The 22,321-nt window shown below is 67.3% G+C and carries 33 protein-coding genes; 30 read left to right on the top strand and 3 right to left on the bottom strand.

All coding sequences use genetic code 11. The features are described from left to right. Window positions 1-2: 2 nt before the first annotated feature. The 27 genes from rplP to truA all read left to right on the top strand — a co-directional run bounded on the left by rplP (window position 3) and on the right by truA (window position 15,440). Window positions 3-422, top strand: coding sequence for a 50S ribosomal protein L16 (gene rplP, locus B0293_RS18980; protein ID WP_005166782.1), 420 nt, complete (start codon window positions 3-5; stop codon window positions 420-422). Continuing rightward, window positions 422-670 (top strand): 50S ribosomal protein L29, encoded by a 249-nt coding sequence (rpmC, locus tag B0293_RS18975; protein WP_005166783.1) that lies wholly within the window; start codon window positions 422-424, stop codon window positions 668-670. Before rplP ends, rpmC begins: the two co-directional genes overlap by 1 nt. Beyond that, window positions 667-945, top strand: coding sequence for a 30S ribosomal protein S17 (rpsQ, locus tag B0293_RS18970; protein WP_005166784.1), 279 nt, complete (start codon window positions 667-669; stop codon window positions 943-945). Before rpmC ends, rpsQ begins: the two co-directional genes overlap by 4 nt. Before the next feature lie 79 nt (window positions 946-1,024). Continuing rightward, window positions 1,025-1,393, top strand: coding sequence for a 50S ribosomal protein L14 (gene rplN, locus B0293_RS18965; protein WP_005166785.1), 369 nt, complete (start codon window positions 1,025-1,027; stop codon window positions 1,391-1,393). 3 nt (window positions 1,394-1,396) lie between these two features. Continuing rightward, window positions 1,397-1,711 carry a 50S ribosomal protein L24 gene (rplX, locus tag B0293_RS18960; protein WP_005166786.1) on the top strand — a complete coding sequence of 105 codons (315 nt, stop codon included), beginning with the start codon at window positions 1,397-1,399 and terminating at the stop codon, window positions 1,709-1,711. A 2-nt stretch (window positions 1,712-1,713) separates the two neighbouring features. Further along, window positions 1,714-2,277, top strand: coding sequence for a 50S ribosomal protein L5 (gene rplE, locus B0293_RS18955; protein ID WP_005166787.1), 564 nt, complete (start codon window positions 1,714-1,716; stop codon window positions 2,275-2,277). A gap of 4 nt (window positions 2,278-2,281) precedes the next feature. After that, a complete protein-coding gene (locus tag B0293_RS18950; RefSeq protein ID WP_005166789.1) occupies window positions 2,282-2,467 on the top strand; it encodes a type Z 30S ribosomal protein S14 in 186 nt (61 codons plus the stop codon). 82 nt (window positions 2,468-2,549) lie between these two features. Next, window positions 2,550-2,948, top strand: coding sequence for a 30S ribosomal protein S8 (gene rpsH, locus B0293_RS18945; RefSeq protein ID WP_005166791.1), 399 nt, complete (start codon window positions 2,550-2,552; stop codon window positions 2,946-2,948). Between the two features lie 16 nt (window positions 2,949-2,964). Next, on the top strand, window positions 2,965-3,504 hold the full coding sequence (rplF, locus tag B0293_RS18940) for a 50S ribosomal protein L6 (RefSeq protein ID WP_005166793.1): 540 nt from the start codon (window positions 2,965-2,967) through the stop codon (window positions 3,502-3,504). Window positions 3,505-3,506: 2 nt separating this feature from the next. Further along, a complete protein-coding gene (gene rplR, locus B0293_RS18935; protein ID WP_039919720.1) occupies window positions 3,507-3,905 on the top strand; it encodes a 50S ribosomal protein L18 in 399 nt (132 codons plus the stop codon). 31 nt (window positions 3,906-3,936) lie between these two features. Further along, window positions 3,937-4,581 carry a 30S ribosomal protein S5 gene (gene rpsE / locus B0293_RS18930; protein ID WP_005166795.1) on the top strand — a complete coding sequence of 215 codons (645 nt, stop codon included), beginning with the start codon at window positions 3,937-3,939 and terminating at the stop codon, window positions 4,579-4,581. Between the two features lies 1 nt (window position 4,582). Beyond that, window positions 4,583-4,768: a 50S ribosomal protein L30 gene (gene rpmD / locus B0293_RS18925; protein ID WP_005166796.1), complete on the top strand. Its 186-nt coding sequence runs from the start codon at window positions 4,583-4,585 to the stop codon at window positions 4,766-4,768. Continuing rightward, window positions 4,765-5,211, top strand: coding sequence for a 50S ribosomal protein L15 (gene rplO / locus B0293_RS18920; RefSeq protein ID WP_005166797.1), 447 nt, complete (start codon window positions 4,765-4,767; stop codon window positions 5,209-5,211). Before rpmD ends, rplO begins: the two co-directional genes overlap by 4 nt. Before the next feature lie 472 nt (window positions 5,212-5,683). Continuing rightward, window positions 5,684-6,286, top strand: a complete 603-nt coding sequence (locus B0293_RS18915) for a hypothetical protein (protein WP_245192148.1) — start codon at window positions 5,684-5,686, stop codon at window positions 6,284-6,286. Window positions 6,287-6,336: 50 nt separating this feature from the next. Further along, window positions 6,337-6,969, top strand: a complete 633-nt coding sequence (locus tag B0293_RS18910) for a LysE family translocator (RefSeq protein ID WP_005166799.1) — start codon at window positions 6,337-6,339, stop codon at window positions 6,967-6,969. Window positions 6,970-7,278: 309 nt separating this feature from the next. Then, window positions 7,279-8,586, top strand: coding sequence for a preprotein translocase subunit SecY (secY, locus tag B0293_RS18905; RefSeq protein ID WP_039919707.1), 1,308 nt, complete (start codon window positions 7,279-7,281; stop codon window positions 8,584-8,586). Continuing rightward, window positions 8,583-9,137 (top strand): adenylate kinase, encoded by a 555-nt coding sequence (locus B0293_RS18900; RefSeq protein WP_005166801.1) that lies wholly within the window; start codon window positions 8,583-8,585, stop codon window positions 9,135-9,137. The genes secY and B0293_RS18900 overlap by 4 nt, the downstream gene beginning before the upstream one ends. A gap of 44 nt (window positions 9,138-9,181) precedes the next feature. After that, on the top strand, window positions 9,182-9,958 hold the full coding sequence (gene map, locus B0293_RS18895; protein WP_005166802.1) for a type I methionyl aminopeptidase: 777 nt from the start codon (window positions 9,182-9,184) through the stop codon (window positions 9,956-9,958). Window positions 9,959-10,497: 539 nt separating this feature from the next. Then, window positions 10,498-10,719 (top strand): translation initiation factor IF-1, encoded by a 222-nt coding sequence (gene infA, locus B0293_RS18890; protein ID WP_005166804.1) that lies wholly within the window; start codon window positions 10,498-10,500, stop codon window positions 10,717-10,719. 36 nt (window positions 10,720-10,755) lie between these two features. Further along, window positions 10,756-10,869 carry a 50S ribosomal protein L36 gene (gene rpmJ / locus B0293_RS18885; RefSeq protein ID WP_004558882.1) on the top strand — a complete coding sequence of 38 codons (114 nt, stop codon included), beginning with the start codon at window positions 10,756-10,758 and terminating at the stop codon, window positions 10,867-10,869. Between the two features lie 206 nt (window positions 10,870-11,075). Beyond that, window positions 11,076-11,456 (top strand): 30S ribosomal protein S13, encoded by a 381-nt coding sequence (gene rpsM / locus B0293_RS18880; RefSeq protein WP_005166805.1) that lies wholly within the window; start codon window positions 11,076-11,078, stop codon window positions 11,454-11,456. Next, a complete protein-coding gene (locus B0293_RS18875) occupies window positions 11,453-11,638 on the top strand; it encodes a hypothetical protein (RefSeq protein WP_005166807.1) in 186 nt (61 codons plus the stop codon). Before rpsM ends, B0293_RS18875 begins: the two co-directional genes overlap by 4 nt. Before the next feature lie 18 nt (window positions 11,639-11,656). Then, on the top strand, window positions 11,657-12,064 hold the full coding sequence (rpsK, locus tag B0293_RS18870) for a 30S ribosomal protein S11 (protein WP_004558885.1): 408 nt from the start codon (window positions 11,657-11,659) through the stop codon (window positions 12,062-12,064). 23 nt (window positions 12,065-12,087) lie between these two features. Beyond that, on the top strand, window positions 12,088-12,693 hold the full coding sequence (gene rpsD, locus B0293_RS18865; RefSeq protein WP_005166810.1) for a 30S ribosomal protein S4: 606 nt from the start codon (window positions 12,088-12,090) through the stop codon (window positions 12,691-12,693). Window positions 12,694-12,820: 127 nt separating this feature from the next. Beyond that, window positions 12,821-13,894, top strand: a complete 1,074-nt coding sequence (locus B0293_RS18860) for a DNA-directed RNA polymerase subunit alpha (protein ID WP_005166811.1) — start codon at window positions 12,821-12,823, stop codon at window positions 13,892-13,894. Window positions 13,895-13,969: 75 nt separating this feature from the next. Continuing rightward, complete coding sequence (gene rplQ / locus B0293_RS18855) at window positions 13,970-14,533, top strand: 50S ribosomal protein L17 (RefSeq protein ID WP_005166812.1); 564 nt, start codon at window positions 13,970-13,972, stop codon at window positions 14,531-14,533. A gap of 73 nt (window positions 14,534-14,606) precedes the next feature. Further along, complete coding sequence (gene truA / locus B0293_RS18850) at window positions 14,607-15,440, top strand: tRNA pseudouridine(38-40) synthase TruA (protein ID WP_077241341.1); 834 nt, start codon at window positions 14,607-14,609, stop codon at window positions 15,438-15,440. Here the strand turns inward: truA and B0293_RS18845 are convergent. The 3 genes from B0293_RS18845 to eccE form a co-directional block, all read right to left on the bottom strand. Beyond that, on the bottom strand, window positions 15,410-16,369 hold the full coding sequence (locus B0293_RS18845) for an endonuclease domain-containing protein (RefSeq protein WP_005166814.1): 960 nt from the start codon (window positions 16,367-16,369) through the stop codon (window positions 15,410-15,412). The two genes, truA and B0293_RS18845, sit on opposite strands and share 31 nt — an antisense overlap. 253 nt (window positions 16,370-16,622) lie before the next feature. Next, on the bottom strand, window positions 16,623-17,345 hold the full coding sequence (locus B0293_RS18840; protein ID WP_005166815.1) for a hypothetical protein: 723 nt from the start codon (window positions 17,343-17,345) through the stop codon (window positions 16,623-16,625). Further along, entirely contained in the window at window positions 17,342-18,523 is a 1,182-nt protein-coding gene (gene eccE / locus B0293_RS18835; RefSeq protein ID WP_005166816.1) for a type VII secretion protein EccE, read from the bottom strand. Before eccE ends, B0293_RS18840 begins: the two co-directional genes overlap by 4 nt. A 579-nt stretch (window positions 18,524-19,102) precedes the next feature. On the opposite strand from eccE, the gene eccB reads away from it, so the two are divergent. The 3 genes from eccB to B0293_RS18815 all read left to right on the top strand — a co-directional run bounded on the left by eccB (window position 19,103) and on the right by B0293_RS18815 (window position 22,280). Next, window positions 19,103-20,728: a type VII secretion protein EccB gene (gene eccB, locus B0293_RS18825; protein WP_077241336.1), complete on the top strand. Its 1,626-nt coding sequence runs from the start codon at window positions 19,103-19,105 to the stop codon at window positions 20,726-20,728. Between the two features lie 68 nt (window positions 20,729-20,796). Further along, window positions 20,797-21,111, top strand: a complete 315-nt coding sequence (locus B0293_RS18820) for a hypothetical protein (protein ID WP_005166819.1) — start codon at window positions 20,797-20,799, stop codon at window positions 21,109-21,111. Between the two features lie 5 nt (window positions 21,112-21,116). After that, window positions 21,117-22,280 carry a WXG100 family type VII secretion target gene (locus B0293_RS18815; RefSeq protein WP_005166821.1) on the top strand — a complete coding sequence of 388 codons (1,164 nt, stop codon included), beginning with the start codon at window positions 21,117-21,119 and terminating at the stop codon, window positions 22,278-22,280. The last annotated feature ends 41 nt before the right edge of the window (window positions 22,281-22,321 follow it).

Raw genomic sequence — 22,321 nt, 5'->3', positions numbered from 1 at the left:
ACGTGCTCATCCCGCGCAGGGTCAAGCACCGGAAGCAGCACTCCCCGAAGCGCCACGGTGCCGCCAAGGGCGGTACGAAGGTGAACTTCGGCGAGTACGGCATCCAGGCGCTTGAGCACAGCTACGTGACCAACCGGCAGATCGAGTCCGCTCGTATCGCCATGACGCGTCACATCAAGCGTGGCGGCAAGGTGTGGACGACCATCTACCCGGACCGCCCGCTGACCAAGAAGCCGGCGGAAACCCGCATGGGTTCCGGTAAGGGTTCGCCCGAGTGGTGGATCGCCAACGTTAAGCCGGGCCGCGTGATGTTCGAGATCTCGTTCCCGAACGAGGAGACCGCCCGTGAGGCGCTCCGTCGCGCGATCCACAAGCTGCCCATGAAGTGCCGCATCGTGACCCGTGAAGGTGGTGAGTTCTGATGGCGAAGGCAGGTGCCGCTCTGGCATCGGAGCTTCGTGAGCTCACCGCGGAAGAGCTCGTCCTGCGTCTGAAGGAATACAAGGAGGAGCTCTTCAACCTCCGCTTCCAGATGGCGACCGGACAGCTCGACAACAACCGCCGTCTGCGTACCGTCCGCACGGACATCGCGCGGATCTACACGGTCATGCGCGAGCGTGAACTCGGCCTGTCCGTTTCCCCTGACGCCGAGAGTGAAGGTGCCGCATGAGCGAGCAGCCCACCGAGGCGGCCGGCCGCAACGACCGTAAGGTCCGTGAGGGCTATGTCGTCTCGGACAAGATGAACAAGACGATCGTGGTCGAGCTCGAAGACCGCAAGAAGCACCGTCGTTACGCCAAGGTTCTCCGCAGCACCAGCAAGGTCAAGGTGCACGACGAGAACAACGAGGCGGGCGTGGGCGACCGGGTCACCCTGATGGAGACCCGCCCGCTGTCGGCGACCAAGCGCTGGCGTCTGGTGCAGATCGTGGAGAAGGCCAAGTAAGTAGGGCTCTTTTTGAGTCCCTTAGTTCCGCAAGGCTCGCAGATCACCGCGAGAACCAGCGCGACATACAGGAGTAGACGTGATCCAGCAGGAGTCGCGGCTTCGGGTTGCCGACAACACGGGCGCGAAGGAGATCCTTTGCATCCGCGTTCTCGGTGGCTCGGGGCGGCGCTACGCGGGCATCGGCGACATCATCGTCGCCACCGTGAAGGACGCCATGCCGGCTGCCGGCGTGAAGAAGGGTGACGTCGTCAAGGCGGTCATCGTTCGCACGCGCAAGGAGCGCCGTCGTCCGGACGGTTCTTACATCCGCTTCGACGAGAACGCTGCTGTGCTCATCAAGAACGACAATGAGCCCCGCGGCACCCGCATCTTCGGGCCGGTCGGTCGCGAGCTGCGCGACCGTAAGTTCATGAAGATCATCTCGCTCGCGCCGGAGGTGTTGTAGAGCATGAAGGTGAAGAAGGGCGACACGGTCGTCGTCATCGCCGGCAAGGACAAGGGTGCCAAGGGCAAGGTCATCCAGGCCTACCCCGAGCGCGAGCGCGTGCTGGTCGAGGGCGTGAACCGGATCAAGAAGCACACGCGGATCTCCCAGACCCAGCGCGGCGCGCAGTCCGGCGGCATCGTCACGCAGGAGGCGCCCATCCACGTCTCGAACGTGATGGTCGTCGACTCGGACGGCAAGCCGACCCGGGTGGGCTACCGCATCGGCGAGGACGGCAAGAAGGTCCGGGTCTCGCGCCGGAACGGTAAGGACATCTGATCATGACCACCGCAGAGAAGATCGCCCCGCGCCTCAAGGTGCGGTACCGCGAGGAGATCAAGGGACAGCTCCAGGCGGAGTTCTCCTTCGAGAACGTCCACCAGATCCCGGGCGTCGTCAAGGTCGTCGTGAACATGGGTGTCGGTGACGCCGCCCGTGACAGCAAGCTGATCGAAGGCGCCATCAAGGACCTGGCCGCGATCACCGGGCAGAAGCCCGAGGTTCGCAAGGCCCGCAAGTCCATCGCGCAGTTCAAGCTGCGTGAGGGCCAGCCGATCGGCGCGCGCGTCACGCTGCGCGGCGACCGGATGTGGGAGTTCCTCGACCGGCTGCTGACCATCGCGCTTCCGCGTATCCGTGACTTCCGCGGGCTTTCGCCGAAGCAGTTCGACGGCAACGGCAACTACACGTTCGGTCTCAACGAGCAGTCCATGTTCCACGAGATCGACCCGGACGCCATCGACCGCCCGCGCGGTATGGACGTCACTGTCGTCACCACCGCCAACACCGACGACGAGGGCCGCGCGCTGCTTCGCAAGCTCGGCTTCCCGTTCAAGGAGAACTGAGTCGATGGCCAAGAAAGCACTGGTCCACAAGGCCGCGAAGACGCCGAAGTTCAAGGTTCGCGGTTACACGCGTTGCCAGCGGTGCGGTCGCCCGCACTCGGTGTTCCGCAAGTTCGGGCTCTGCCGGATCTGCCTTCGCGAGATGGCACACGCGGGCGAGCTGCCCGGCGTCCGCAAGTCCAGCTGGTAAGAGTCTTTTTTAACTCCCACTTCGCCACAGGCCCCGCATCGAATCAGCAGGGAACCAGGGCGAGAAAGGTTGACAGGTCACCATGACGATGACCGACCCCATCGCAGACTTCTTGACCCGTCTGCGTAACGCGAACTCGGCTTACCACGACGAGGTCGTGCTTCCCCACTCGAAGATCAAGGCGAACATCGCCGAGATCCTCAAGCGCGAGGGTTACATCTCGGGCTACCGTGACGAGCCGGGCGAGAAGCACAAGAACCTCATCGTGGAGCTGAAGTACGGCCCCAACCGTGAGCGCAGCATCGCCGGCCTCCGCCGCGTGTCCAAGCCCGGCCTGCGGGTCTACGCAAAATCGACCGAACTGCCGTCGGTTCTCGGTGGCCTCGGCGTCGCGATCATCTCGACGTCGTCCGGCCTCCAGACCGACCGTCAGGCCAAGCGCAACAGCGTGGGCGGCGAAGTCCTCGCCTACGTCTGGTAAGGAAGGGGGCACAGACATGTCACGCATTGGAAAGCTGCCGGTCGCCGTCCCCTCCGGGGTCAAGGTGACCATCGACGGTCAGCAGATCAAGGTCGAGGGGCCCAAGGGCACCCTCGAGCACACCATCGCCGAGCCGATCACCGTTGAGCAGGCCGAAAACGGCACGCTCGAGGTGAAGCGTCCCGACGAGGAGCGCACCAGCCGTGCCCTGCACGGTCTCACCCGGACGCTGGTCAACAACCTCGTCGTCGGTGTGACCGAGGGCTACGAGAAGAAGCTCGAGATCCACGGTGTCGGTTACCGCGTGCAGGCCAAGGGTTCGGACCTCGAGTTCGCCCTCGGCTACAGCCACCCGGTGAAGATCGAGGCCCCGGAAGGCATCACCTTCAAGGTCGAGACCCCCACCCGGTTCTCGGTCTCGGGCATCGACAAGCAGAAGGTCGGCCAGATCGCCGCGGTCATCCGCAAGCTGCGCCGCCCGGACCCGTACAAGGGCAAGGGCCTGCGCTACGAGGGTGAGAAGATCCGCCGCAAGGTCGGAAAGACGGGTAAGTGATCATGAGCGACACGACTACGAAGCGCAAGCCGGTCGGCAAGGACATCTCGACCCGCCGCCGCGTCGCGAAGGCCCGTCGGCACTTCCGCCTTCGCAAGAAGATCAACGGCACGGACCAGCGTCCGCGCCTGGTCGTCAAGCGTTCGTCGCGGCACATCGCCGTGCAGCTGATCGACGACCTCGCCGGCAAGACCCTGGCGTCGGCGTCCACCCTCGAGGCGGACGTTCGCGCGCTGGACGGCGACAAGAAGGCCAAGGCCGCCAAGGTCGGGGAGCTTCTCGCCGCCCGCGCCAAGAACGCCGGCGTCTCGACCGTGGTGTTCGACCGTGGTGGCAACGCCTACCACGGCCGCATCGCGGCGCTCGCCGACGCTGCCCGTGAGGCGGGGTTGGAGTTCTGATGCAGATGCTCGTGAATGGAAGGAAAGCCTGATGCCGGGACGTACACGGCAATTCGGCGGCGGCCAGGGCGGACCCGGCGGGCAGGGCGGCAACGACCGCAATGACCGTCGCGACCGCCGGGACCGGCGCGACAGCGGCCGTGGCGGGGCCGGCCAGGAGAAGACCCCGCACCTTGAGAAGGTCGTGACGATCAACCGCGTCGCCAAGGTCGTCAAGGGTGGTCGTCGCTTCAGCTTCACCGCTCTGGTGGTCGTCGGTGACGGCGACGGTCAGGTCGGCGTCGGCTACGGCAAGGCCAAGGAAGTTCCCGCGGCCATCGCCAAGGGCGTCGAGGAAGCGAAGAAGAACTTCTTCCGCGTTCCCCGCGTCGGTGGCACCATTCCGCACCCGATCCAGGGTGAGGAAGCCGCCGGTGTCGTGCTGCTGCGTCCGGCCTCGGCCGGTACCGGTGTCATCGCCGGTGGCCCGGTGCGCGCGGTGCTGGAGTGCGCGGGTGTCCACGACGTGCTGTCGAAGTCGCTCGGCTCCGACAATGCGATCAACATCGTGCACGCGACCGTGGCGGCCCTGAAGGGTCTGCAGCGTCCCGAAGAGGTCGCGGCCCGCCGCGGTCTCCCGCTCGAGGACGTCGCTCCGGCTCGCATGCTGCGTCAGCGCGCGGGTCAGGGGGTCTGACATGACTCAGCTCAAGGTGACCCAGGTCAAGAGCAAGATCGGCACGAAGCACGCTCACCGCGAGTCGCTGCGCACCCTCGGGCTGCGCAAGATCCGCCAGAGCGTCGTGCGTGAAGACACCCCCCAGGTTCGCGGCCTCATCCACACGGTCCGCCACCTGGTGGAGGTCGAGGAGGTCAAGGCATGACTGCCATCAAGATCCACCACCTTCGTCCGGCTCCGGGCGCGAAGCGCGACAAGATCCGCGTCGGCCGTGGTGAGGGCTCGAAGGGCAAGACCGCCGGTCGCGGTACCAAGGGCACCAAGGCCCGGAAGAACGTGCCCGCCGGTTTCGAGGGTGGGCAGATGCCCATCCACATGCGGCTGCCGAAGCTGCGCGGCTTCAAGAACCGTTTCCGCACCGAGTACCAGCCCGTGAACCTGGGCGACATCGCCCGCGTGTTCCCGGACGGTGGCAAGGTCGGCAACGAGGAGCTCGTCGCGAAGGGCCTTGTTCGCAAGAACAAGCTCGTGAAGGTGCTCGGGAACGGTGACCTGAACGGCGTCAAGCTGGACGTCACCGCCGACGCTTTCTCCGGCTCCGCCAAGGAGAAGCTCTCCGCCGCCGGTGGCTCCGCCACCACGCTCTGAGCTCGCTCCCGCTTCACCCGGCTCCCTCCGCTTCGCTGCGGGAGCCTCAGCTTCACCGAAAGGCCCGCCCGGCTCCGCCCGGCGGGCCTTTCGCTTTGCTCGCTCCGACTTGCGTTTAGCCCCCTAATCGCGATCCCGGTGGCGGGGGCGCTCCAGGGCCCCGGATCGCGATTAGGGGGCTAAACGCAAGTCCTCCGGTCGCCCAGGTGCCCGCGGCCCGGATCGCGATTAGGGGGCTAAACGCAGGTCGGCCGCCGGGGCCGCGAGCGTGGCGCAGGGGTACCTGAGCTGGGAGGATCATGAGGTGGCCATACCTCTCGGGCAGGATTCGCAGCCCTTCCAACAGCAGCCGGATGCGCCGCCGATGGTCGTATCCGTTTCGGGTCCTATGGATCCTCCGGGAGAACCACGCCGGTCCGGTCACCTCGAGCCTCGCAGGCTCGTCGCGGCCGGACTGTCCGTCTTGGCTCTCGTGCTGACCCTCGTCGGCTGCTTCTTCCCGCTCTTCAGGACCGAGCATCGGTTCGCCTTCGACGCCAGCGAACAGAACATGCTTGTGTTCGTGCAGAGCGCGTGGGACACCACAGCGGAACAGCCCGGCCAACCTTCCTTCACAACGTCGACGTCACCTGTCGGTATCCCGCTCTTGATCGCAGCGACGCTCCTGCTGGCGGCCGCGATCGTCAGCACGCGGCTGGCGGGGCGTCATCGCCCGGGAGCCTTGGACAGGTGGCTCACCACCATCGCGGCGGTGTTTCTCGCCGGGGTCGTCAGCTGCGTCGCCACGCTGGGGGCCGGACGCCAGCTAGGAGATGACGTCAAGGTGGCTTTGACTCTCGAGGCGGGCATGTGGGCTCTCTTCGCCGCGGTTGTCGCCGCTGTCGGCGCGGCCGTCATGAGCCATCGGGTCCAGGAGGACGAGGTCCCGGTGAGCGAAGACCCGGGTCTCGCGGAGATGCCGACCCCGAAGGACGGCATCTCCATCACGGTGCTCCCACCGGAGCCGCAGCCCGGGCCCCCGGACTATTCGGCCTTCGCGCCTCCGTCGGATCCCGGCCCGAAAGAGCGCGATTAGCCCGCTAAACGCGCTCGCGGCGACCGATACGGTGGGGGAGGAGGTGGCCGATGACTTGGGCGGTGGTCTTTTTCGGAGCGGCGGTGCTCGTGGCTTTTACGCCAGGGGCGAACAACCTGCTCGGCCTGCACCACGGCATGACACAGGGGACGTGGAAAGGGCTCGCCGGACTTTTAGGCCGTTTGGCCGCATTCGCGGTGCTGATCACCGCGGTCGAGGCAGGCCTCGGGCAACTCCTCGCGGCCTCTGAACTTGCACTCACGGTGATCAAGTGGGCAGGTGTCGCCTACCTGGTCTGGGTCGGCGGGCGGCTGCTCTGGTCGACGTTCCGTGCCGGCCGAACCGCACTGGTCCAAGCACCGCAAGACGCCGAACCCGTGCCGGCACTGCGGATCGCGAGGAAGGAGTTCGTCGTCGCGATCACGAACCCGAAGGCGATCCTCATCTTCACGGCGTTCGTGCCCCAGTTCATCGACGCAGCTCACGGCTCATTTCCCGCCCAGATCGCGATTCTCGGCGCTATCTACCTGCTCGCGGAGTTCGTCGCGGGCGCGACCTACGTCGGAGCCGGCGCGCTCGTGAAGTCGCTTCGGCTGTCCCGCCGCGCGACTCGCAACGTCGACCGAGGCACCGGTGTCGTGCTCCTCGGGATGGCGGGCGCCCTCGCCGCTTCGAGCTCCTGATCACGTTGCGTTTAGCGGGCTAACCGTGATCCGACGGCGCCCGGAAAGCAAGGAACGACAGGCTGATCTGTCAAGGTTCCGGAGCGAGAAGAGCAAGTCGATCAACCTCGCGGACCAACCTTCGTCCGGAAAACCCACACGCACTGCGGACACGCCCTGTGAAGCTGTTAGAGTCGGCCGCACGCTTCGGGACGAGTGTGCCCCGAAGCGTTCCTGGCTTGTGCCAGAAAGCTGTGTGTTCCCGCCGGCCCCAGGTCGGCCAAGCCGATCGTCGGTAAGACAGCCGACGACGCCGAGGAGGTCTCCCGCGTGCTCAGCGCCTTCCGCTCGGCTCTCGCGACGCCGGATCTACGTAAGAAGATCCTGTTCACGCTAGCCATCGTCGCGGTCTACCGAATCGGTGCCACCATCCCGGCCCCGGGCATCTCGTACTCCGCCGTCCAGAAATGTACGGAAACCGGGTCGCAGGAGGGCGTCTATCAGCTGCTGAACCTGTTCAGCGGCGGTGCGCTGCTGCAGCTGTCGCTGTTCTCGACCGGCATCATGCCGTACATCACGGCGAGCATCATCGTCCAGCTCCTCACCGTGGTCATCCCGCGGTTCGAGGAGCTGAAGAAGGAAGGCCAGTCCGGTCAGGGCAAGCTGACGCAGTACACCCGGTACCTGACGATCGCCCTCGCGGTCCTGCAGGCCACCGGTGTGGTGGCGCTCGCCGACCGCAAGCAGCTCTTCCCGCAGTGCGACACCGCGATCATCCCGGACAACAGCGTCTACACGCTGGCCATCATCGTCATCACGATGACCGCCGGTACCGCCGTCATGATGTGGCTGGGTGAGCTGATCACCGAGCGCGGCGTCGGCAACGGCATGTCCGTCCTCATCTTCCTGAACATCGCGGCCCGCATCCCGATCGAGGGTGGCAACATCCTCAGCAGCGCGGGTGGCGTCGTCTTCGCCCTGATCTGTGTGTTCGGCCTGGTGATCATCGCCAGCGTCATCTTCGTCGAGCAGGGCCAGCGCCGGATCCCGGTGCAGTACGCCAAGCGCATGATCGGCCGCCGTATGTACGGCGGGACCTCGACCTACCTGCCGATCAAGGTGAACCAGGCCGGTGTCATCCCGGTCATCTTCGCCTCGTCGCTGCTCTACCTGCCGGACCTGATCAGCCGCCTCGTCGGCGACGCCAACAGCAACGCGGGCTGGCAGGTCTTCATCCAGAACTACATCGTCAACCAGTCCAGCTGGGCGCACGTCCTGCTGTACTTCGCGTTGATCATCTTCTTCACGTACTTCTACATCACGATCACGTTCAACGTGGACGAGCGTGCGGAAGAGATGAAGAAGTTCGGTGGCTTCATCCCGGGTATCCGCCCGGGACGCCCCACCGCGGAGTACCTCAGCTACGTCCTCGGCCGGATCACCCTGCCGGGCTCGCTGTACCTGGGCATCATCGCGATCCTTCCGAACTTCTTCCTGTCCGTCACCGGCAGCGGGAACAACCAGAACTTCCCGTTCGGTGGCACGGCTGTGCTGATCATGGTCGGTGTCGGTCTCGACACCGTGAAGCAGATCGAAAGCCAGCTGATGCAACGTAACTACGAAGGGTTCTTGAAGTGACGCGCCTGGTTCTCGTTGGCCCTCCTGGCGCGGGCAAAGGTACTCAGGCGGTAGCACTGTCGGAGAAGCTCCGGATCCCGCACATCTCGACCGGCGACCTGTTTCGCGCCCACGTGGGCGAGCAGACGCCGCTGGGCCAGGAAGCCAAGCGCTACCTGGACTCCGGCGAACTCGTGCCCGACTCGGTCACGAACGAGATGGTGCGCGAGCGCCTCGCCGAACCCGACGCCAAGGTCGGTTTCCTGCTGGACGGGTTCCCCCGGAACACCAAGCAGGCCGACGTCCTCGGTGAGATCCTCGGCGAGGTCGACACCGAGCTGAACGCGGTCATCCAGCTCCAGGTCTCGGAAGACGTCGTCGTCGAGCGGCTGCTGTCCCGCGGCCGCTCGGACGACACCGAAGAGGTCATCCGTCGCCGCCAGCAGATCTACGTGTCCGAGACGGCTCCGCTGCTCGAGTACTACGCGGACATCCTGGTCACGGTCGACGGCGTCGGCTCGGTCGACGAGATCTCCGCCCGCGTGCTGGAAGCGCTGCGCGACCGCACGTGAATCTCGGAGGACTGCGTGTACTGCAACGGCTTCGTCGTGGGCGCATGATCGAAATCAAGACGCCTGGTGAGCTCCAGGCGATGCGGGCCGCGGGCCTGGTCGTCTGGCGCACCCTCACCGCGGTGGGCGAGATCGCCAAACCGGGCGTGACCACGGCCGACCTGGACGAACTCGCCGAGCAGACGATCCGCGACGCCGGCGCGGTGCCCTCGTTCAAGGGGTACCACGGGTTCCCGGCGTCGATCTGCGCCTCGGTGAACGAGCAGATCGTCCACGGCATCCCGTCGAAGACGCAGGTCCTGAACGACGGCGACATCATCTCCGTCGACTGCGGCGCGATCCTCGACGGCTGGCACGGCGACTCCGCCGTCACCCTCGCGATCGGCGAGGTGTCGAAGGCGGATCTCGCGCTTTCCGCGGCCACCGAGGCCGCCATGTGGGCGGGGATCGCCGCGGTGTCGTCCGGTGGGCGGCTCACGGACATCTCGCACGCCGTGCAGACCGCGGCGGAGAAGGCCGGCCAGGACGACGGCGTCGAATACGGGATGATCGTCGAATACGGCGGTCACGGGATCGGGCGCCAGATGCACATGGACCCGTTCCTGCCGAACCTCGGGAAACCTGGCAAGGGGCCGCGGCTCAAGACCGGTATGGCGCTCGCGATCGAGCCCATGCTGACCGGCGGCGGCGGTGAGACCGTCGAGCTCGAGGACGGGTGGACCGTCGTGACCGCGGACGGCTCGCGGGCCTCGCACTGGGAGCACACCGTCGCCATCACCGATGACGGCCCGTGGGTGCTGACCGCCCCCGAAGACTCCTGACCCCCTTCGCCCCTGCCGGATCGCGTTTAGCCCGCTAAACGCAAGTGCGCCCGGACCTGCGTTTAGCCCCCTAAACGCGATCGCCGGAGCTCGTTTAGGGGGGCTAAAGTCGAACGCGCCGGGAGCACGGTTAGCCCGCTAAACGCAAGTCCGCCCGCCGGTCGGCGCAGCGCCCGGGCCCGCCGATGGGGCGCCCGCCCGCTGCCCCCATCGGGCGCACCCGGCCCGCCAACCGCGCCAGGACACCCACCCGACGGAGCGCGTTTAGCCCGCTAAACGCAGGTCGGCGGAGGCGTACGATGGTGGAGGTCGCTGCGGACGGGCCCAGGGGTCACCTAACACAGTTACCCCCGTTTGGGGCTCACGACACGGGTTGCGTACACTGTCAAGTCGGTGTACTCATCGCGCCCGGATCCTGCGCGCTCGTGAATTCTCGCGAACGGACATTGGAGCCGGGCAGGAGTGTGCCGAAGCACCACCCAGCCAAGCACTCAAGCTTTGACTGATCACACAGTGTAGCGACAGGAAATGCGGAGGACATGGGCAAGAAAGACGGGGCCATCGAGGTCGAAGGCCGCGTAGTCGAGCCGCTCCCCAACGCGATGTTCCGCGTCGAGTTGGAGAACGGCCACAAGGTCCTTGCACACATCAGCGGCAAGATGCGGCAGCACTACATCCGCATCCTGCCCGAGGACAGGGTTGTCGTGGAGCTCTCGCCCTACGACTTGTCACGTGGTCGCATCGTCTACCGCTACAAGTGATCACGACGAGTTAGCACAAGCAGGAGAGCAGGAGACGTGAAGGTCCAGCCGAGCGTCAAGAAGATCTGCGACAAGTGCAAGGTGATCCGCCGTCACGGCCGGATCATGGTGATCTGCGAGAACCTGCGGCACAAGCAGCGGCAGGGCTGATCACTCGCACTCGTAACAGAGTGGATTGACGGCTACACAATCTCCCCGCACCTGCCGGGCCGTGTGAACGGCCCGGTTCACCCCCGGACTTCAGGCCGGGGCCGGGACACCCGAAGCGCAAGCCAAGGGCACGACAGGCGAGTCGGTCCCGGGACCGGACGGGGAGCAGACCTGGAGATGAATTCTATGAAGGAGCATCAACGCCAATGGCACGACTCGCTGGCGTAGACCTCCCCCGCGAAAAGCGGTTGGAGATCGCGCTGACCTACATCTACGGCATCGGCCGTACCCGCTCGAAGCAGCTCATCGCTGCTGCCGAGCTCAACGCGGACACTCGCGTCAAGGATCTGAGCGATGACGACCTCGCCAAGCTGCGGGTCTACATCGAGGAGAACTTCAAGGTCGAGGGTGACCTTCGCCGCGAGGTGAACGCCGACATCCGTCGGAAGATCGAGATCGGGTGCTACGAGGGCCTTCGCTGGCGTCGCGGACTTCCCGTCCGTGGTCAGCGGACCAAGACGAACGCCCGCACCCGCAAGGGTCCGAAGAAGACGGTCGCCGGCAAGAAGAAGGCTGGCAAGAAGTGAGCGTCCAGGGCAAGAAGGTCGTGCGGATGGGCGGCGTTCACCGCCGCGGCTCGGCTTGTGTCTCGCCCAAGGCGCTCTACGCCCGCCCGATGGCGCTCCGCAACCTGTACACCGACGCCGGTTCGATCATCCGGCGCGGACAGGCCGAAGCGGTCGCCGCTCACCAAGAGAACGCGCGCTAACAGGAGAACCCTCAGAACATGCCACCGAAGTCTCGTACTGCGGCGGGGGCCAAGAAGGTCCGCCGTAAGGAAAAGAAGAATGTCGCGCACGGTCACGCGCACATCAAGAGCACCTTCAACAACACCATCGTCTCGATCACGGACCCGACCGGTGCCGTGATCGCGTGGGCGTCGAGTGGTCACGTGGGCTTCAAGGGCTCGCGTAAGTCCACCCCGTTCGCCGCGCAGATGGCCGCCGAGAACGCCGCCCGCAAGGCTGCCGAGCACGGCATGAAGAAGGTCGACGTTTTCGTGAAGGGCCCGGGTTCGGGCCGCGAGACGGCGATCCGCTCGCTGCAGGCGGCCGGCCTCGAGGTCGGCACCATCCAGGACGTGACCCCGCAGCCTCACAACGGCTGCCGCCCGCCCAAGCGGCGCCGGGTCTGAGGAACGGGGAGGAGTAAGAAGAAATGGCTCGTTACACCGGCCCCGCGACGCGTATTTCGCGTCGCCTCAAGGTTGACCTCATCGGCGGCGACCAGGCTTTCGAGCGTCGCCCCTATCCGCCCGGCCAGCACGGCCGTGGCCGGATCAAGGAGTCCGAGTACCTCCTGCAGTCGCAGGAGAAGCAGAAGGCTCGTTACACGTACGGCGTTCTCGAGCGTCAGTTCGTCCGGTACTACAAGGAAGCCGTCCGGCGTCCGGGTAAGACCGGTGAGAACCTGCTGCAGATCCTCGAGTCCCGTCTGGACAACGTGATCTACCGCGCCGGCATCGCCCGCACCCGCCGTCAGGCGCGTCAGCTGGTGAGCCACGGCCACTTCGTGGTCAACGGCGTCAAGGTCAACGTCCCGTCCTACCAGGTCACGAAGTGGGACATCATCGACGTGCGGCCGAAGTCGTTCGCGATGCTGCCCTTCGTCGCGGCCAAGGAGTCCTTCGGCGAACGTCCCGTTCCCGCGTGGCTCCAGGTTGTTCCGTCCAATCTCCGTGTGCTGGTCCACCAGCTCCCGGAGCGCGCTCAGATCGACGTTCCGGTTCAGGAACAGCTGATCGTCGAGCTCTACTCGAAGTGATCCATCGCCGGGCCGGAGATCCTCCGGCCCGGCGTGGGTTCGCGCGGCGGCGTTCAGAATGCGCCGCCGCGTCGCCATCCCTTTCGGTGTCATATGGCGGGCGCCGTTTGGAAAGGAATTAGGAAAGATGCTGATTTCCCAGCGACCGGCTCTCGGCGAAGAGACGGTCAACGAGACCCGCTCCCGGTTCACCATCGAACCGCTGGAGCCCGGCTTCGGCTACACGCTCGGCAACTCGCTGCGTCGTACGCTGCTGTCGTCCATTCCGGGCGCGGCCGTGACGAGCATCCGCATCGACGGCGTGCTGCACGAGTTCACCACCGTTCCCGGGGTGAAGGAAGACGTCACCGACATCATCCTGAACCTCAAGGAGCTCGTGGTCTCCTCGGAAGAGGACGAGCCGGTCACCATGTACCTGCGCAAGCAGGGCCCCGGTGAGGTCACCGCCGCCGACATCGTGCCCCCGGCCGGTGTCACCGTGCACAACCCGGATCTGCACATCGCGTCGCTGAACGGCAAGGGCAAGCTCGAGATCGAGCTCGTCGTCGAGCGCGGCCGCGGTTACGTTCCGGCCCTGCAGAACAAGCAGGCGGGCGCGGAGATCGGCCGGATCCCGGTCGACTCCATCTACTCCCCGGTGCTGAAGGTGACCTACAAGGTCGAGGCGACCCGTGTCGAGCAGCGCACCGACTTCGACAAGCTGATCCTGGACGTGGAGACGAAGCCGTCGATCACGCCGCGGGACGCTGTCGCGTCGGCCGGTAAGACGCTGGTGGAACTGTTCGGTCTCGCGCGCGAGCTGAACGTCGACGCCGAGGGCATCGAGATCGGCCCGTCGCCGCAGGAGGCGGACACCATCGCCGCCTACGCGATGCCGATCGAGGACCTGGACCTCACCGTCCGGTCGTACAACTGCCTCAAGCGCGAGGGCATCCACACCGTCGGCGAACTGGTCTCGCGCAGCGAGGCCGACCTGCTGGACATCCGCAACTTCGGTGCGAAGTCGATCGACGAGGTCAAGCTCAAGCTCGTCGGTCTCGGCCTCGCGCTGAAGGACAGCCCGCCCGGGTTCGACCCGACCGCGGCCGCGGCCAGCTACGACGGTGAAGGCTGGTCCGAGGGCGTCGACAGCATCACGGACGGAATTTCGGACAACGGCCACGACGATGGCCAGGACTACGCAGAGACGGAGCAGCTGTAAGGCCAGCTACGGCTCCCTCACCGGTAGGGGTGGGGGAGCCCCGGCCTCCAGCTGTGAGCTGAACGAGGAGAACCGATGCCCACCCCCACAAAGGGACCCCGTCTCGGCGGGTCGCCCGCGCACGAGCGGCTGATCCTGGCCAACCTGGCCACCCAGCTGTTCGAGCACGGCAAGATCACGACGACCGAGGCGAAGGCCCGGCGGGTGCGCCCGCTGGCCGAGAAGCTGATCACGAAGGCGAAGCGGGGCGACCTGCACAACCGTCGTCAGATCCAGCGCATCGTGCGCGACAAGGACGTCGTGCACAAGCTGATCGCCGAGATCGGTCCGTTCTTCGCGGAGCGTCCGGGTGGCTACACCCGGATCACCAAGACGATGGCGCGCAAGGGCGACAACGCCCCCATGGCCGTCATCGAGCTGGTGGCCGAGAAGACCGTCACCGCCGAGGCCGAGGCCGCGCGCAAGACGAAGTTCGCCAAGGACGAGCCGAAGGCTGCCGCCCCGGCCGCCGAGGAGACCACCGACGCCCCTGAGGTTGCCGACACGGCCGCCACCGAGGCTCCGGAGGCCACCGAGGCTCCCGCCGCCGACGAGGCCGCTGAGGCCCCCGCCGCGGACGCGGACAGCAAGAAGGACTGACGTCCTGACGGCACCGAACACCCCGGACGAGCCCGCCACTCCCACTGCGGAGGGCGGGCTCGTTCGTCTGCGTCTGGATGTTTCCTACGACGGCACCGATTTCTCCGGCTGGGCGCGGCAGCCCGGGCGGCGCACGGTGCAGGGACTCCTAGAAGAGGCGCTCGCGAAGCAGCCTCCAGGGGCCTCGGTGCCGAAGTCCGTCGTCGTCGCCGGCCGCACCGATGCCGGTGTGCACGCCGCCGGCCAGGTGGTCCATGTCGACGTGTCGCCTTTAGCGGGCAAAACGCGATCCGGCCGCCTGGAACTGGACGAGCAGGGCATTCCTGACCTGGGGCGGATGCTTCACCGCTGGAATCGGTACCTGCCGGGTGACGTGCGGGTGCTGGACGCCCGAGTGGCCGCACCCGGATTCGACGCGCGGTTCTCGGCCGTGCGGCGTCACTATCGCTACCGCGTTTCGGACGCGCCGTGGGGCGTGGATCCGTTGAGGCGTCACGACACCCTGGCTTGGGGGCGTCCGCTCTCGATCGACGCGATGAACGAGGCGTCGGAGTCTCTCTTGGGGCTTCAGGACTTCGCGGCCTTCTGCAAGCAGCGTGAAGGCGGGACGACTATTCGCGAGCTGCAGAAGCTCGTCTGGAAGCGGACCGGACCGCACGCTGTCGAGGTCGACGTCTCCGCTGACGCGTTCTGCCACTCGATGGTGCGCAGCCTGGTGGGGGCACTGCTTTTGGTCGGTGACGGCCGTCGTCCGCTGGACTGGCCCGGTGGCGTCCTGGAGAGCCGGACGCGGGACAGCGCTGTCGCTCCCGCACATGGCCTTACGCTGATGGCCGTCGACTACCCGCCGGATACCGAACTCGCGGCCCGGGCCGATCAAACGCGCGCCATGCGCACCCCCTCCTGACCCGGACGTGGCGCAGTTAGCGGGCTAATCGCGCCGCGTCGGGCACGCCAGACGGCGTCGACGATGCCCTTGAAGTCGTTCGCCAGGTCTTCCGCGGTGACGATGACGAAGCGCCAGCCCTCGGCTTCCACGCGTCTTCGGCGTCTGCGATCGTGGGCTCGTTGTTCTGGCGTGTTGTGCCATCGGCCGTCGTATTCGATGGCGACCTTGTGCTCCTTGTCTCCAAGGTCGAGGCGAGCGATGAAGTGGCCTGTGCGGGAGAAGACCTCGACCTGGGGCGTCGCCGTAATGCCGCCGGCGGCCAGCACGATGCGGACTTCCGATTCCGGGGGCGATTCCGCGCGAGGGTCGGACAGCCGTAAAGCATGTCTGGCCAAGCGGATTCCTCGATTGCGACGACCGTAGAACTCCCGGTTGAGAAGCAGATCGCTCAACTTCTCGGCTCTCATGAACTGGTCCAGATCCGGGACGCCGATGCGGAGCCGTCGCACCCACCCGGATTTGCGAGGAGAAAGCCGGAGTAGCAGGTCCAGTGCGACTCGGGTCCTCCGCGCGATACGAATGCCGTTCCACGGCTTCGATTCTTCTGGCTTGATCTCGGTGCGTCGGACCTTGATGCCGACTATCGGGCCGAAGCGTTGTTTCTCCGGTACGACCATCTCGACCGGATCATGGGGTTTGGCCAGCTCGACGCCTTGCACGGTCGCGGCCGATCGGCCGGTCAGCACGGCCTCCGGCGGCGCCAGCAAAGCGGCGCCACGGCAACGCAGCTCGTGTGTGACCTCGACATCAGCGCGCGTGTAGACGTCCTGGAACAGCCTGCGGACGCTGGAACCACGCAGCTGGCTCGCCGTGATGAGGCCCGCCTTGCGCGCAACCGAGCCGCGGAAGACGTCGGGGAGATGAGATGAATCGAAGGGTCTGGTCATGCCGACACAGTGATCGAGAAGACCGACAACCCAAGGCCGTCCCGGCCTCTCAGGGCCTACTTATCCACAAGCCCCCGCTTGTCCACAGCTCGCGCGATTGCCCCTTGACAGCCGAACTCCCGACCCGCTTCCCGCGCCAGGTCGACTTTAGCCCCCTAATCGTGACGCGGGCCGGACGCAAAACGGGGGCACTGTCCGATGTGGACAATGCCCCCGCAGAGCACGGTTAGCCCGCTAAAGTCGCCGCGGCCGGTTAGTCGCCGCGGCGTACTGGGCCCAGCAGTTGCTGTTCTTTCGCGGTGGTGACGAGGCGAAGCGGGCGCCACAGGTTCCGGCCCAGGGCGACGACCTGGTCGTCCTTCAGCGTCGTGAGCTGCTTCATCATCTGCGGCGGGAGCCGCCAGATCCGCGCGGCCAGCTCGGCCTGCCCCGGCGGAAGCCGCTGCATCAGCACCAGGTCGGCCGCGTTCGCGGTCGCCCCGGCCTGCGGGTGCAGGTACGGCAGCACGTAGACCGTCGTCTGCCACGGCGAACGCGGCGGGAACAGGTCCTGCGGTGTCGGGCCGCCGTCGGTCACCACCAGCAGCGGCGCGTCCTCGGACGGGCGCGGGAGGTCGACCGGCGACAGCCGCCGGATCTGCACCAGCGGCGAAGGCCTGCCGTTGGGCTGGTTTCCCGCGGCCTGCGGGAGAACCTGCCACGCGGCCGGGCGACCGGTCGCCACGACGACCCACGCCCCGACCGCCATCGCCCGCAGCGCGACCTGGCGAGCCAGGTACAGGCCACCGACCAGCACGATCCGGGTCGGCGTCGAACGCAGCGCGGAGATCGTCAGCGGTTCGCCCTTGAGCCCGGAGCCGAGGACGATCCCGCCCCGGTCGCCGGACGGGCTGATCGCGTCGAGCATGGCCGGGTCGACGGTGAATTCCGGGGCGACACCGGTGCTCTGGCCTGCGTCGCGCATGCGGGTGCTCATGCCGTGCCTCCGATCGGCAAAGTCGCGGAGAACCCGGAGATCTGCATGCCCCGCAACGGCGTCAGCGCCACACCCAGCTTGTCCGAGACACTCTGCAGCCGCTGGTCGGCGGCGTCCAGTTCACGCGGGTTCCGCGCGCTCAGGCGAACGATTCCCCGCAGCCCGATCTTGCCCTCGTCCGCGGACGGCGAGATCGACATCGCCACCGTCGCCGACAGCGCGCGGACACTGGTCAGCGCGTTCAGGCTGCCGCTGATCTTGCCCTTCGGCCAGCTGGTGATCGCGTAGCTCGCGTGCCCGATGCCCGCCGCGGTGACGCCGGTCCAGCGCTCCTGCAGACCGACTTTCGCGGGCGAACCGGCGACCGCGGTCAGTTCCGCGGCCGAAATGCTGGACCGCAGCAGCTCGTCCGGGTCGAGTGGCCGGGTCGGCACGCCCTGCGACTCCAAGGCGTTGCGCACTCGCGACAGCGCGCCGATCAGCGCGCGATGCGCACCGACGACGCCGCCGCCGCGTTCGCGGATCGCGGCCGGGCACCGGCGCGGGTCGAGCCGGATGGCGACCCACGTCGTCCGCCGCGCGGCCGCGGGAAGCGGCCCGAGCACCTCCATGTAGGAGCTGAGCGCGGGCGAGTCCGACGGAAGCGCGGCGCTACCGGGGTAGCAGTGCCAGATCATCTGGATCGAGTCGAGGACCACACCGCGGTCCTCGAGGCACGGGGCGAGCGCGGACAGCGGCAGGCTCGGCGCGCCGCCCGCCTGGGTGATCAGCGCGGGCGCGGGCTCGACGAGCAGGACCGCGGTCCACGTCCCGTCGTTCCACGCGAGGCCGACCTGCTGGCGTTCGTGGTCCACACCGTGCGCGACGACGAGGTCGGGAACGGCGAGCCGGAGCAGGTTGACCCTGGCGTCGTCGGGGCCGGTGACGGCGTCCTCTTCGGCGGCCAGCGATTCGATGCTGCTCGGCGGAAGCGGATTCGCCACCCGGTCGTGTGAGCGGAACGTGTACCGCATGGTGAGTCCAGCCCATTGGGTGAACCAGCGGCCGCCCCAGCGCAGGAACGCGATGATGATCGCGAAGCCGAGCACGCCGATCGCGATCCACTTCAGCTTCATGTCGATCGCGAGCAGGACGAGGCCGATCGCGAGCCCGAGTTCGAGCACGACCAGGTTCGCCACCGGCAGCGGGCCGAGGTTGATCCCGCCGGTGCGGCGCCGCGTGGGCGCGGCGATCCGAGTCGCCGGAGCGGGCGGGGGGCCGGACTGCGGACCGGGGCCGCCGGACGGAGGACCGCCCGGGCCGCCTGGCCCACCGGGACCTCCCGGACCCCCGGGACCACCAGGTCCGCCGGGACCACCAGGCCCCTTGGGGCCGCCGGGTCCTCCCGGACCACCGGGGCCGCCGCCGGGACCCTGCGGTCCGCCGGGCCCTCCAGGGCCTCCGGGGCCGCCAGGACCGCGAGGAACACCGGGACCGCCCTGGCCTCCGGCCGGGCCGCCCGGACCACCCGGTCTCCCGGGCCTCGGCGGTGGCCCCGGCGGACGACCAGGAGGTTGCGGCCCCGGAGGGCCGGGCGGACGTGGAGGAGTGGTGACGGACATCCGCGCTTTCTCTTCCCCTCGTGCGTGCTGCGTACCCGGAAAGCCGGTCCCGAGGAACTCGACCCTAGCTGGAGTTGGTAGAAACCCCACACCAGACGGTCCCCGTACGGCTATCCTGCGGAACCGTACCGCGACGGGGAGGACTGTAGGTCGAGAATGCCATCAACACCGACTACTAAGTCTCAAGTTCAGGCTTATCAGTTCGTTCTGCGCCGGATGCAATCCGCGCTGGTCCGTCGCGATGCCGTCATGCTCCATGACCCGATGCGCACGCACACGCGCGCCACCATCGTGGGGGTCGTGCTGGCCGCGCTGGGCGTCCTGGTCTTCGTCATCTGGGGACTCCTGAGCCCGAAGCCCTCGGTGCCCGAGGCGGGCAACATCGTCATCGGGGAACAGTCCGGAACGGTGTACGTCGTCGCGGGGAACCCGAAGAAACTCGTCCCGACCTTCAACCTCGCCTCCGCGCGGCTGCTGATCATCGCGCAGTCGAAGCAGGGGGCGCAGCAGGCGGGGACCAAGCCTTCCGGGCCGCAGCAGGCTTCCGAAGTGAAGAACCCCACAGTCGTCTCGGACGAACAGCTCAAGAACATCCCCCGCGGTCAGCTCATGGGCATTCCCAACGGCCCGCAGCTGATGCCGACGGAGACCCAGCGCGTCAGCCCGGACTGGGGCGTGTGCGACGAGGTCATGTACGACCCGTCGGTGCCGAAGCCCGATCTGACGAAGACGGAGACGACCGTCTACGCGGGTGTGAAGCAGCTCGGGAACCGTGAGCTCGGTCAGAACGAGGCGCTGATGGTCAAGGGCGCCAACGGCAGGACGTATCTGGTCTACCGGCTGGCAGCGAACCCCAACCTGCCGAACGCCAACGCCGTCAAGGCCGAGATCAAGCCCGAATCGAGCGCCGTGCTTTCCGCGCTGAAGCTGCCGGACCAGCCGCGCGGGATCTCCCAGGGTCTGCTGGACGCGATTCCCGAGGTGCCCGAGCTGAAGCTGCCGGACGTCGAGGGCAAGGGGGGGACCCCCAACTATGAGATCGAAGGCCTGAAGGTCGGCGACGTCTTCTCCACGGAGCAGGCCGACGGCCGGAAGGACTTCCACCTCATCCTGCGGCAAGGGATCCAGTCCATCTCGTCCGCGGTCGCGGACATCGTCCAGACCGGCAAGAACGACGGCAGCACCTCGGTGATGTCCGTGGCGCAGGGCAAGATCCGCAACGTCACGCGGGTGACCACGGGACAGGACGGCTTCGTCGGGCTCGACGCGTACCCCCAGGCCGTCCCGACGGTGCTCAACGCGACCCAAGGTTCCCGGGTCTCCTGCCTGAGCTGGTCCATCACCGGCGAAGGTGCCAGCCGGGACGCCCACACCGCTGTCTACGTCGACGACAAGCTGCCCAAGGGCAGGAACGCCGACCGGTCCGCGCCCGGCATCAAGATCGGTACTCCCGGCCCGGCCGGCGCGCCGATCAACAGCTTCTACATGGACCCCGGCCTCGCGGCGGTCGTCCAGTCGTCGACCGGCAAAGAGACCTTCGACAAGGGACCGATCCAGCTGATCTCCGATCGCGGTATCCGCTACGGCGTCCCCGACGCCGTGACAGCGGATTCGATCGGGCTCAACAAGCGCGTTCCCGCGCCCGAGTCCATCATCCGGATCCTGCCGACCGGCGCTTCGCTGAACACGCAGGACGTGCTTCGCACCTTCGACACGGTGCCGATCGACGACAGGGCGGGCTCGGTCGCCACACAGTCACAGCAGGCTCCCGCGGGCAACTGATCGCGGGAACCCGTTGGACGGCGCGCGCGTCTCAACGCCCAAGCGGTATCGGGTGAGTGGAGGGTGCAGTGGCCGGCCTGAAGATCGACGGCACCGTCGTCGTTGACTATGCGAAGCGGGTGGACGCGGCCGCCGGAGAGCTCGATCTGGCGGCCGCCGAGGTGACCGGGGACGGCGTCACCGTCGAGTCCTTTGGCGCGCTGGGGGAGGAATTGGGCCTTGGCGTGTCTTACGGACGTGCGGCCGAGGCCATCCGGCGTCAGCTGGAGGAAGGCGCGGCCGCTCTGCGGTCGGCGTCCGAGGCCCTGCACACGGTGACCGCGCGGCACGCCGGGCACGACGAAGAGGCCGCCCAGATGATCAAACGCGCCGTGGAGCTCTGAACCGCATGATCGCCGAGTCGGAGAACCCGACCGATTCCATCCCGCACCCGAAGGCCGCCCGCGCCGCCGCTCCCGAGCCGGCGCCGGACCCGAGCGCGTTTAGCCCGCTAAACGCGACGGGGTCGGGCGGTGAGGACCTGGTCGAGGCCGCGGCGCCTCATCTCGCCTTCGTCTCCGAGCTGTCCGGCCATCTGGGACTGATCGACCCTGTCGAGGCCTACCTGACCCCGCTGGCGGGGCGCTGGGAGGACCTCAGGGAAGAAGCGGACAGGCTCCGGAAAGCGGCGGCGACCGCGGGCACCGTCTCGAAAGAACTGTCGGAAGACCTTGGCCGCCTCGACGCGGGATGGTCCGGAAAGGACGCCGACGCGTTCGTCGCGTACATCGGTGACATCAAGATCGCGGGCACCGACGTCGAAGAGGCCCTCACCACGCTGGCGGGTTCGCTCGACGAGCTGGTGCTGTCGATCCGGCGCATCCTGACCGACCTCGTCGAGGTCCTGGTCGACACGGCCGAGCTGACCTCCGAGACCGCGATGCTGCCGGTCGGCGGTGTCCGGCGGGCGCGGACCCAGCTGGAAGAGGCTCAGGAGTCGGCCAAGGCGCTCTTCGAAGCCGGCCGCAACGTCATCGAAGGCTTCGTTCGCCTTTGTGACGGCGTCGACGATCCCGACGGTGCGTCGCGGAGCATCGAGATCGCCCACCGGTTTCCGCAGGACGAGTTCAAGCTCAACGACGAGTCCGAGCCGGCGAGCGCGCCTGCTCGGGAGAAGGCCGCTGAGAAGTCCGCCGAGGCGGATTCCGGTACCGAGTCGGAGGAGCAGTCGACGTCGCCGTCCGCGGCCGATCCCGGCGACGGCCGGAAGACCGGATCGCACGAACCGCTGATCGAGCAAGGTCAGGCGCCGATCCCGGAGGTCGCGCCCGTGCAGGCCGCGCCTGCTCAGGGACAGGCCGCGGGGTCGGGCTCGGCGATGATGCCGATGGGGATGGCGCCCATGATGGGGATGGGCGCCGGCGGGGGAGGCGGGACCGCGCACCAGTCGAAGACACGGCCCGCCTCGAAGCCGTCCGATGTGGTCGGTGAGCCCGGTCAGGTCGTCCCGCCCGTGATCGGCGAGGACGACGCCCCGAAGAAACCCGCTCCGAAGCCCAAACCCGCCAAGTAGGTGCCCCCACAGGCGGCGCGACTTTAGCGGGCTAATCGTGA

Source organism: Amycolatopsis azurea DSM 43854, assembly GCF_001995215.1.
Taxonomy (GTDB): Bacteria; Actinomycetota; Actinomycetes; order Mycobacteriales; family Pseudonocardiaceae; genus Amycolatopsis; species Amycolatopsis azurea.
This window is presented reverse-complemented; position numbering and strand designations above follow the sequence as displayed.

Excerpts from the sequence above, each read along its gene's own strand:
- map (WP_005166802.1), top strand. The coding sequence starts at position 9,182 with ATGATCGAAATCAAGACGCCTGGTGAGCTCCAGGCGATGCGGGCCGCG.
- B0293_RS18845 (WP_005166814.1), bottom strand. The coding sequence starts at position 16,369 with ATGACCAGACCCTTCGATTCATCTCATCTCCCCGACGTCTTCCGCGGC.
- rplX (WP_005166786.1), top strand. The coding sequence starts at position 1,397 with ATGAAGGTGAAGAAGGGCGACACGGTCGTCGTCATCGCCGGCAAGGAC.
- eccB (WP_077241336.1), top strand. The coding sequence starts at position 19,103 with ATGCCATCAACACCGACTACTAAGTCTCAAGTTCAGGCTTATCAGTTC.
- rpsK (WP_004558885.1), top strand. The coding sequence starts at position 11,657 with ATGCCACCGAAGTCTCGTACTGCGGCGGGGGCCAAGAAGGTCCGCCGT.
- B0293_RS18815 (WP_005166821.1), top strand. The coding sequence starts at position 21,117 with ATGATCGCCGAGTCGGAGAACCCGACCGATTCCATCCCGCACCCGAAG.
- B0293_RS18950 (WP_005166789.1), top strand. The coding sequence starts at position 2,282 with ATGGCCAAGAAAGCACTGGTCCACAAGGCCGCGAAGACGCCGAAGTTC.
- rpmD (WP_005166796.1), top strand. The coding sequence starts at position 4,583 with ATGACTCAGCTCAAGGTGACCCAGGTCAAGAGCAAGATCGGCACGAAG.
- rpsQ (WP_005166784.1), top strand. The coding sequence starts at position 667 with ATGAGCGAGCAGCCCACCGAGGCGGCCGGCCGCAACGACCGTAAGGTC.
- rplR (WP_039919720.1), top strand. The coding sequence starts at position 3,507 with ATGAGCGACACGACTACGAAGCGCAAGCCGGTCGGCAAGGACATCTCG.
- rplF (WP_005166793.1), top strand. The coding sequence starts at position 2,965 with ATGTCACGCATTGGAAAGCTGCCGGTCGCCGTCCCCTCCGGGGTCAAG.
- B0293_RS18860 (WP_005166811.1), top strand. The coding sequence starts at position 12,821 with ATGCTGATTTCCCAGCGACCGGCTCTCGGCGAAGAGACGGTCAACGAG.
- rplE (WP_005166787.1), top strand. The coding sequence starts at position 1,714 with ATGACCACCGCAGAGAAGATCGCCCCGCGCCTCAAGGTGCGGTACCGC.
- rplO (WP_005166797.1), top strand. The coding sequence starts at position 4,765 with ATGACTGCCATCAAGATCCACCACCTTCGTCCGGCTCCGGGCGCGAAG.
- rplQ (WP_005166812.1), top strand. The coding sequence starts at position 13,970 with ATGCCCACCCCCACAAAGGGACCCCGTCTCGGCGGGTCGCCCGCGCAC.
- rpsD (WP_005166810.1), top strand. The coding sequence starts at position 12,088 with ATGGCTCGTTACACCGGCCCCGCGACGCGTATTTCGCGTCGCCTCAAG.
- B0293_RS18910 (WP_005166799.1), top strand. The coding sequence starts at position 6,337 with ATGACTTGGGCGGTGGTCTTTTTCGGAGCGGCGGTGCTCGTGGCTTTT.
- infA (WP_005166804.1), top strand. The coding sequence starts at position 10,498 with ATGGGCAAGAAAGACGGGGCCATCGAGGTCGAAGGCCGCGTAGTCGAG.
- B0293_RS18840 (WP_005166815.1), bottom strand. The coding sequence starts at position 17,345 with ATGAGCACCCGCATGCGCGACGCAGGCCAGAGCACCGGTGTCGCCCCG.
- rpsM (WP_005166805.1), top strand. The coding sequence starts at position 11,076 with ATGGCACGACTCGCTGGCGTAGACCTCCCCCGCGAAAAGCGGTTGGAG.
- rpmC (WP_005166783.1), top strand. The coding sequence starts at position 422 with ATGGCGAAGGCAGGTGCCGCTCTGGCATCGGAGCTTCGTGAGCTCACC.
- rpsE (WP_005166795.1), top strand. The coding sequence starts at position 3,937 with ATGCCGGGACGTACACGGCAATTCGGCGGCGGCCAGGGCGGACCCGGC.
- rpsH (WP_005166791.1), top strand. The coding sequence starts at position 2,550 with ATGACGATGACCGACCCCATCGCAGACTTCTTGACCCGTCTGCGTAAC.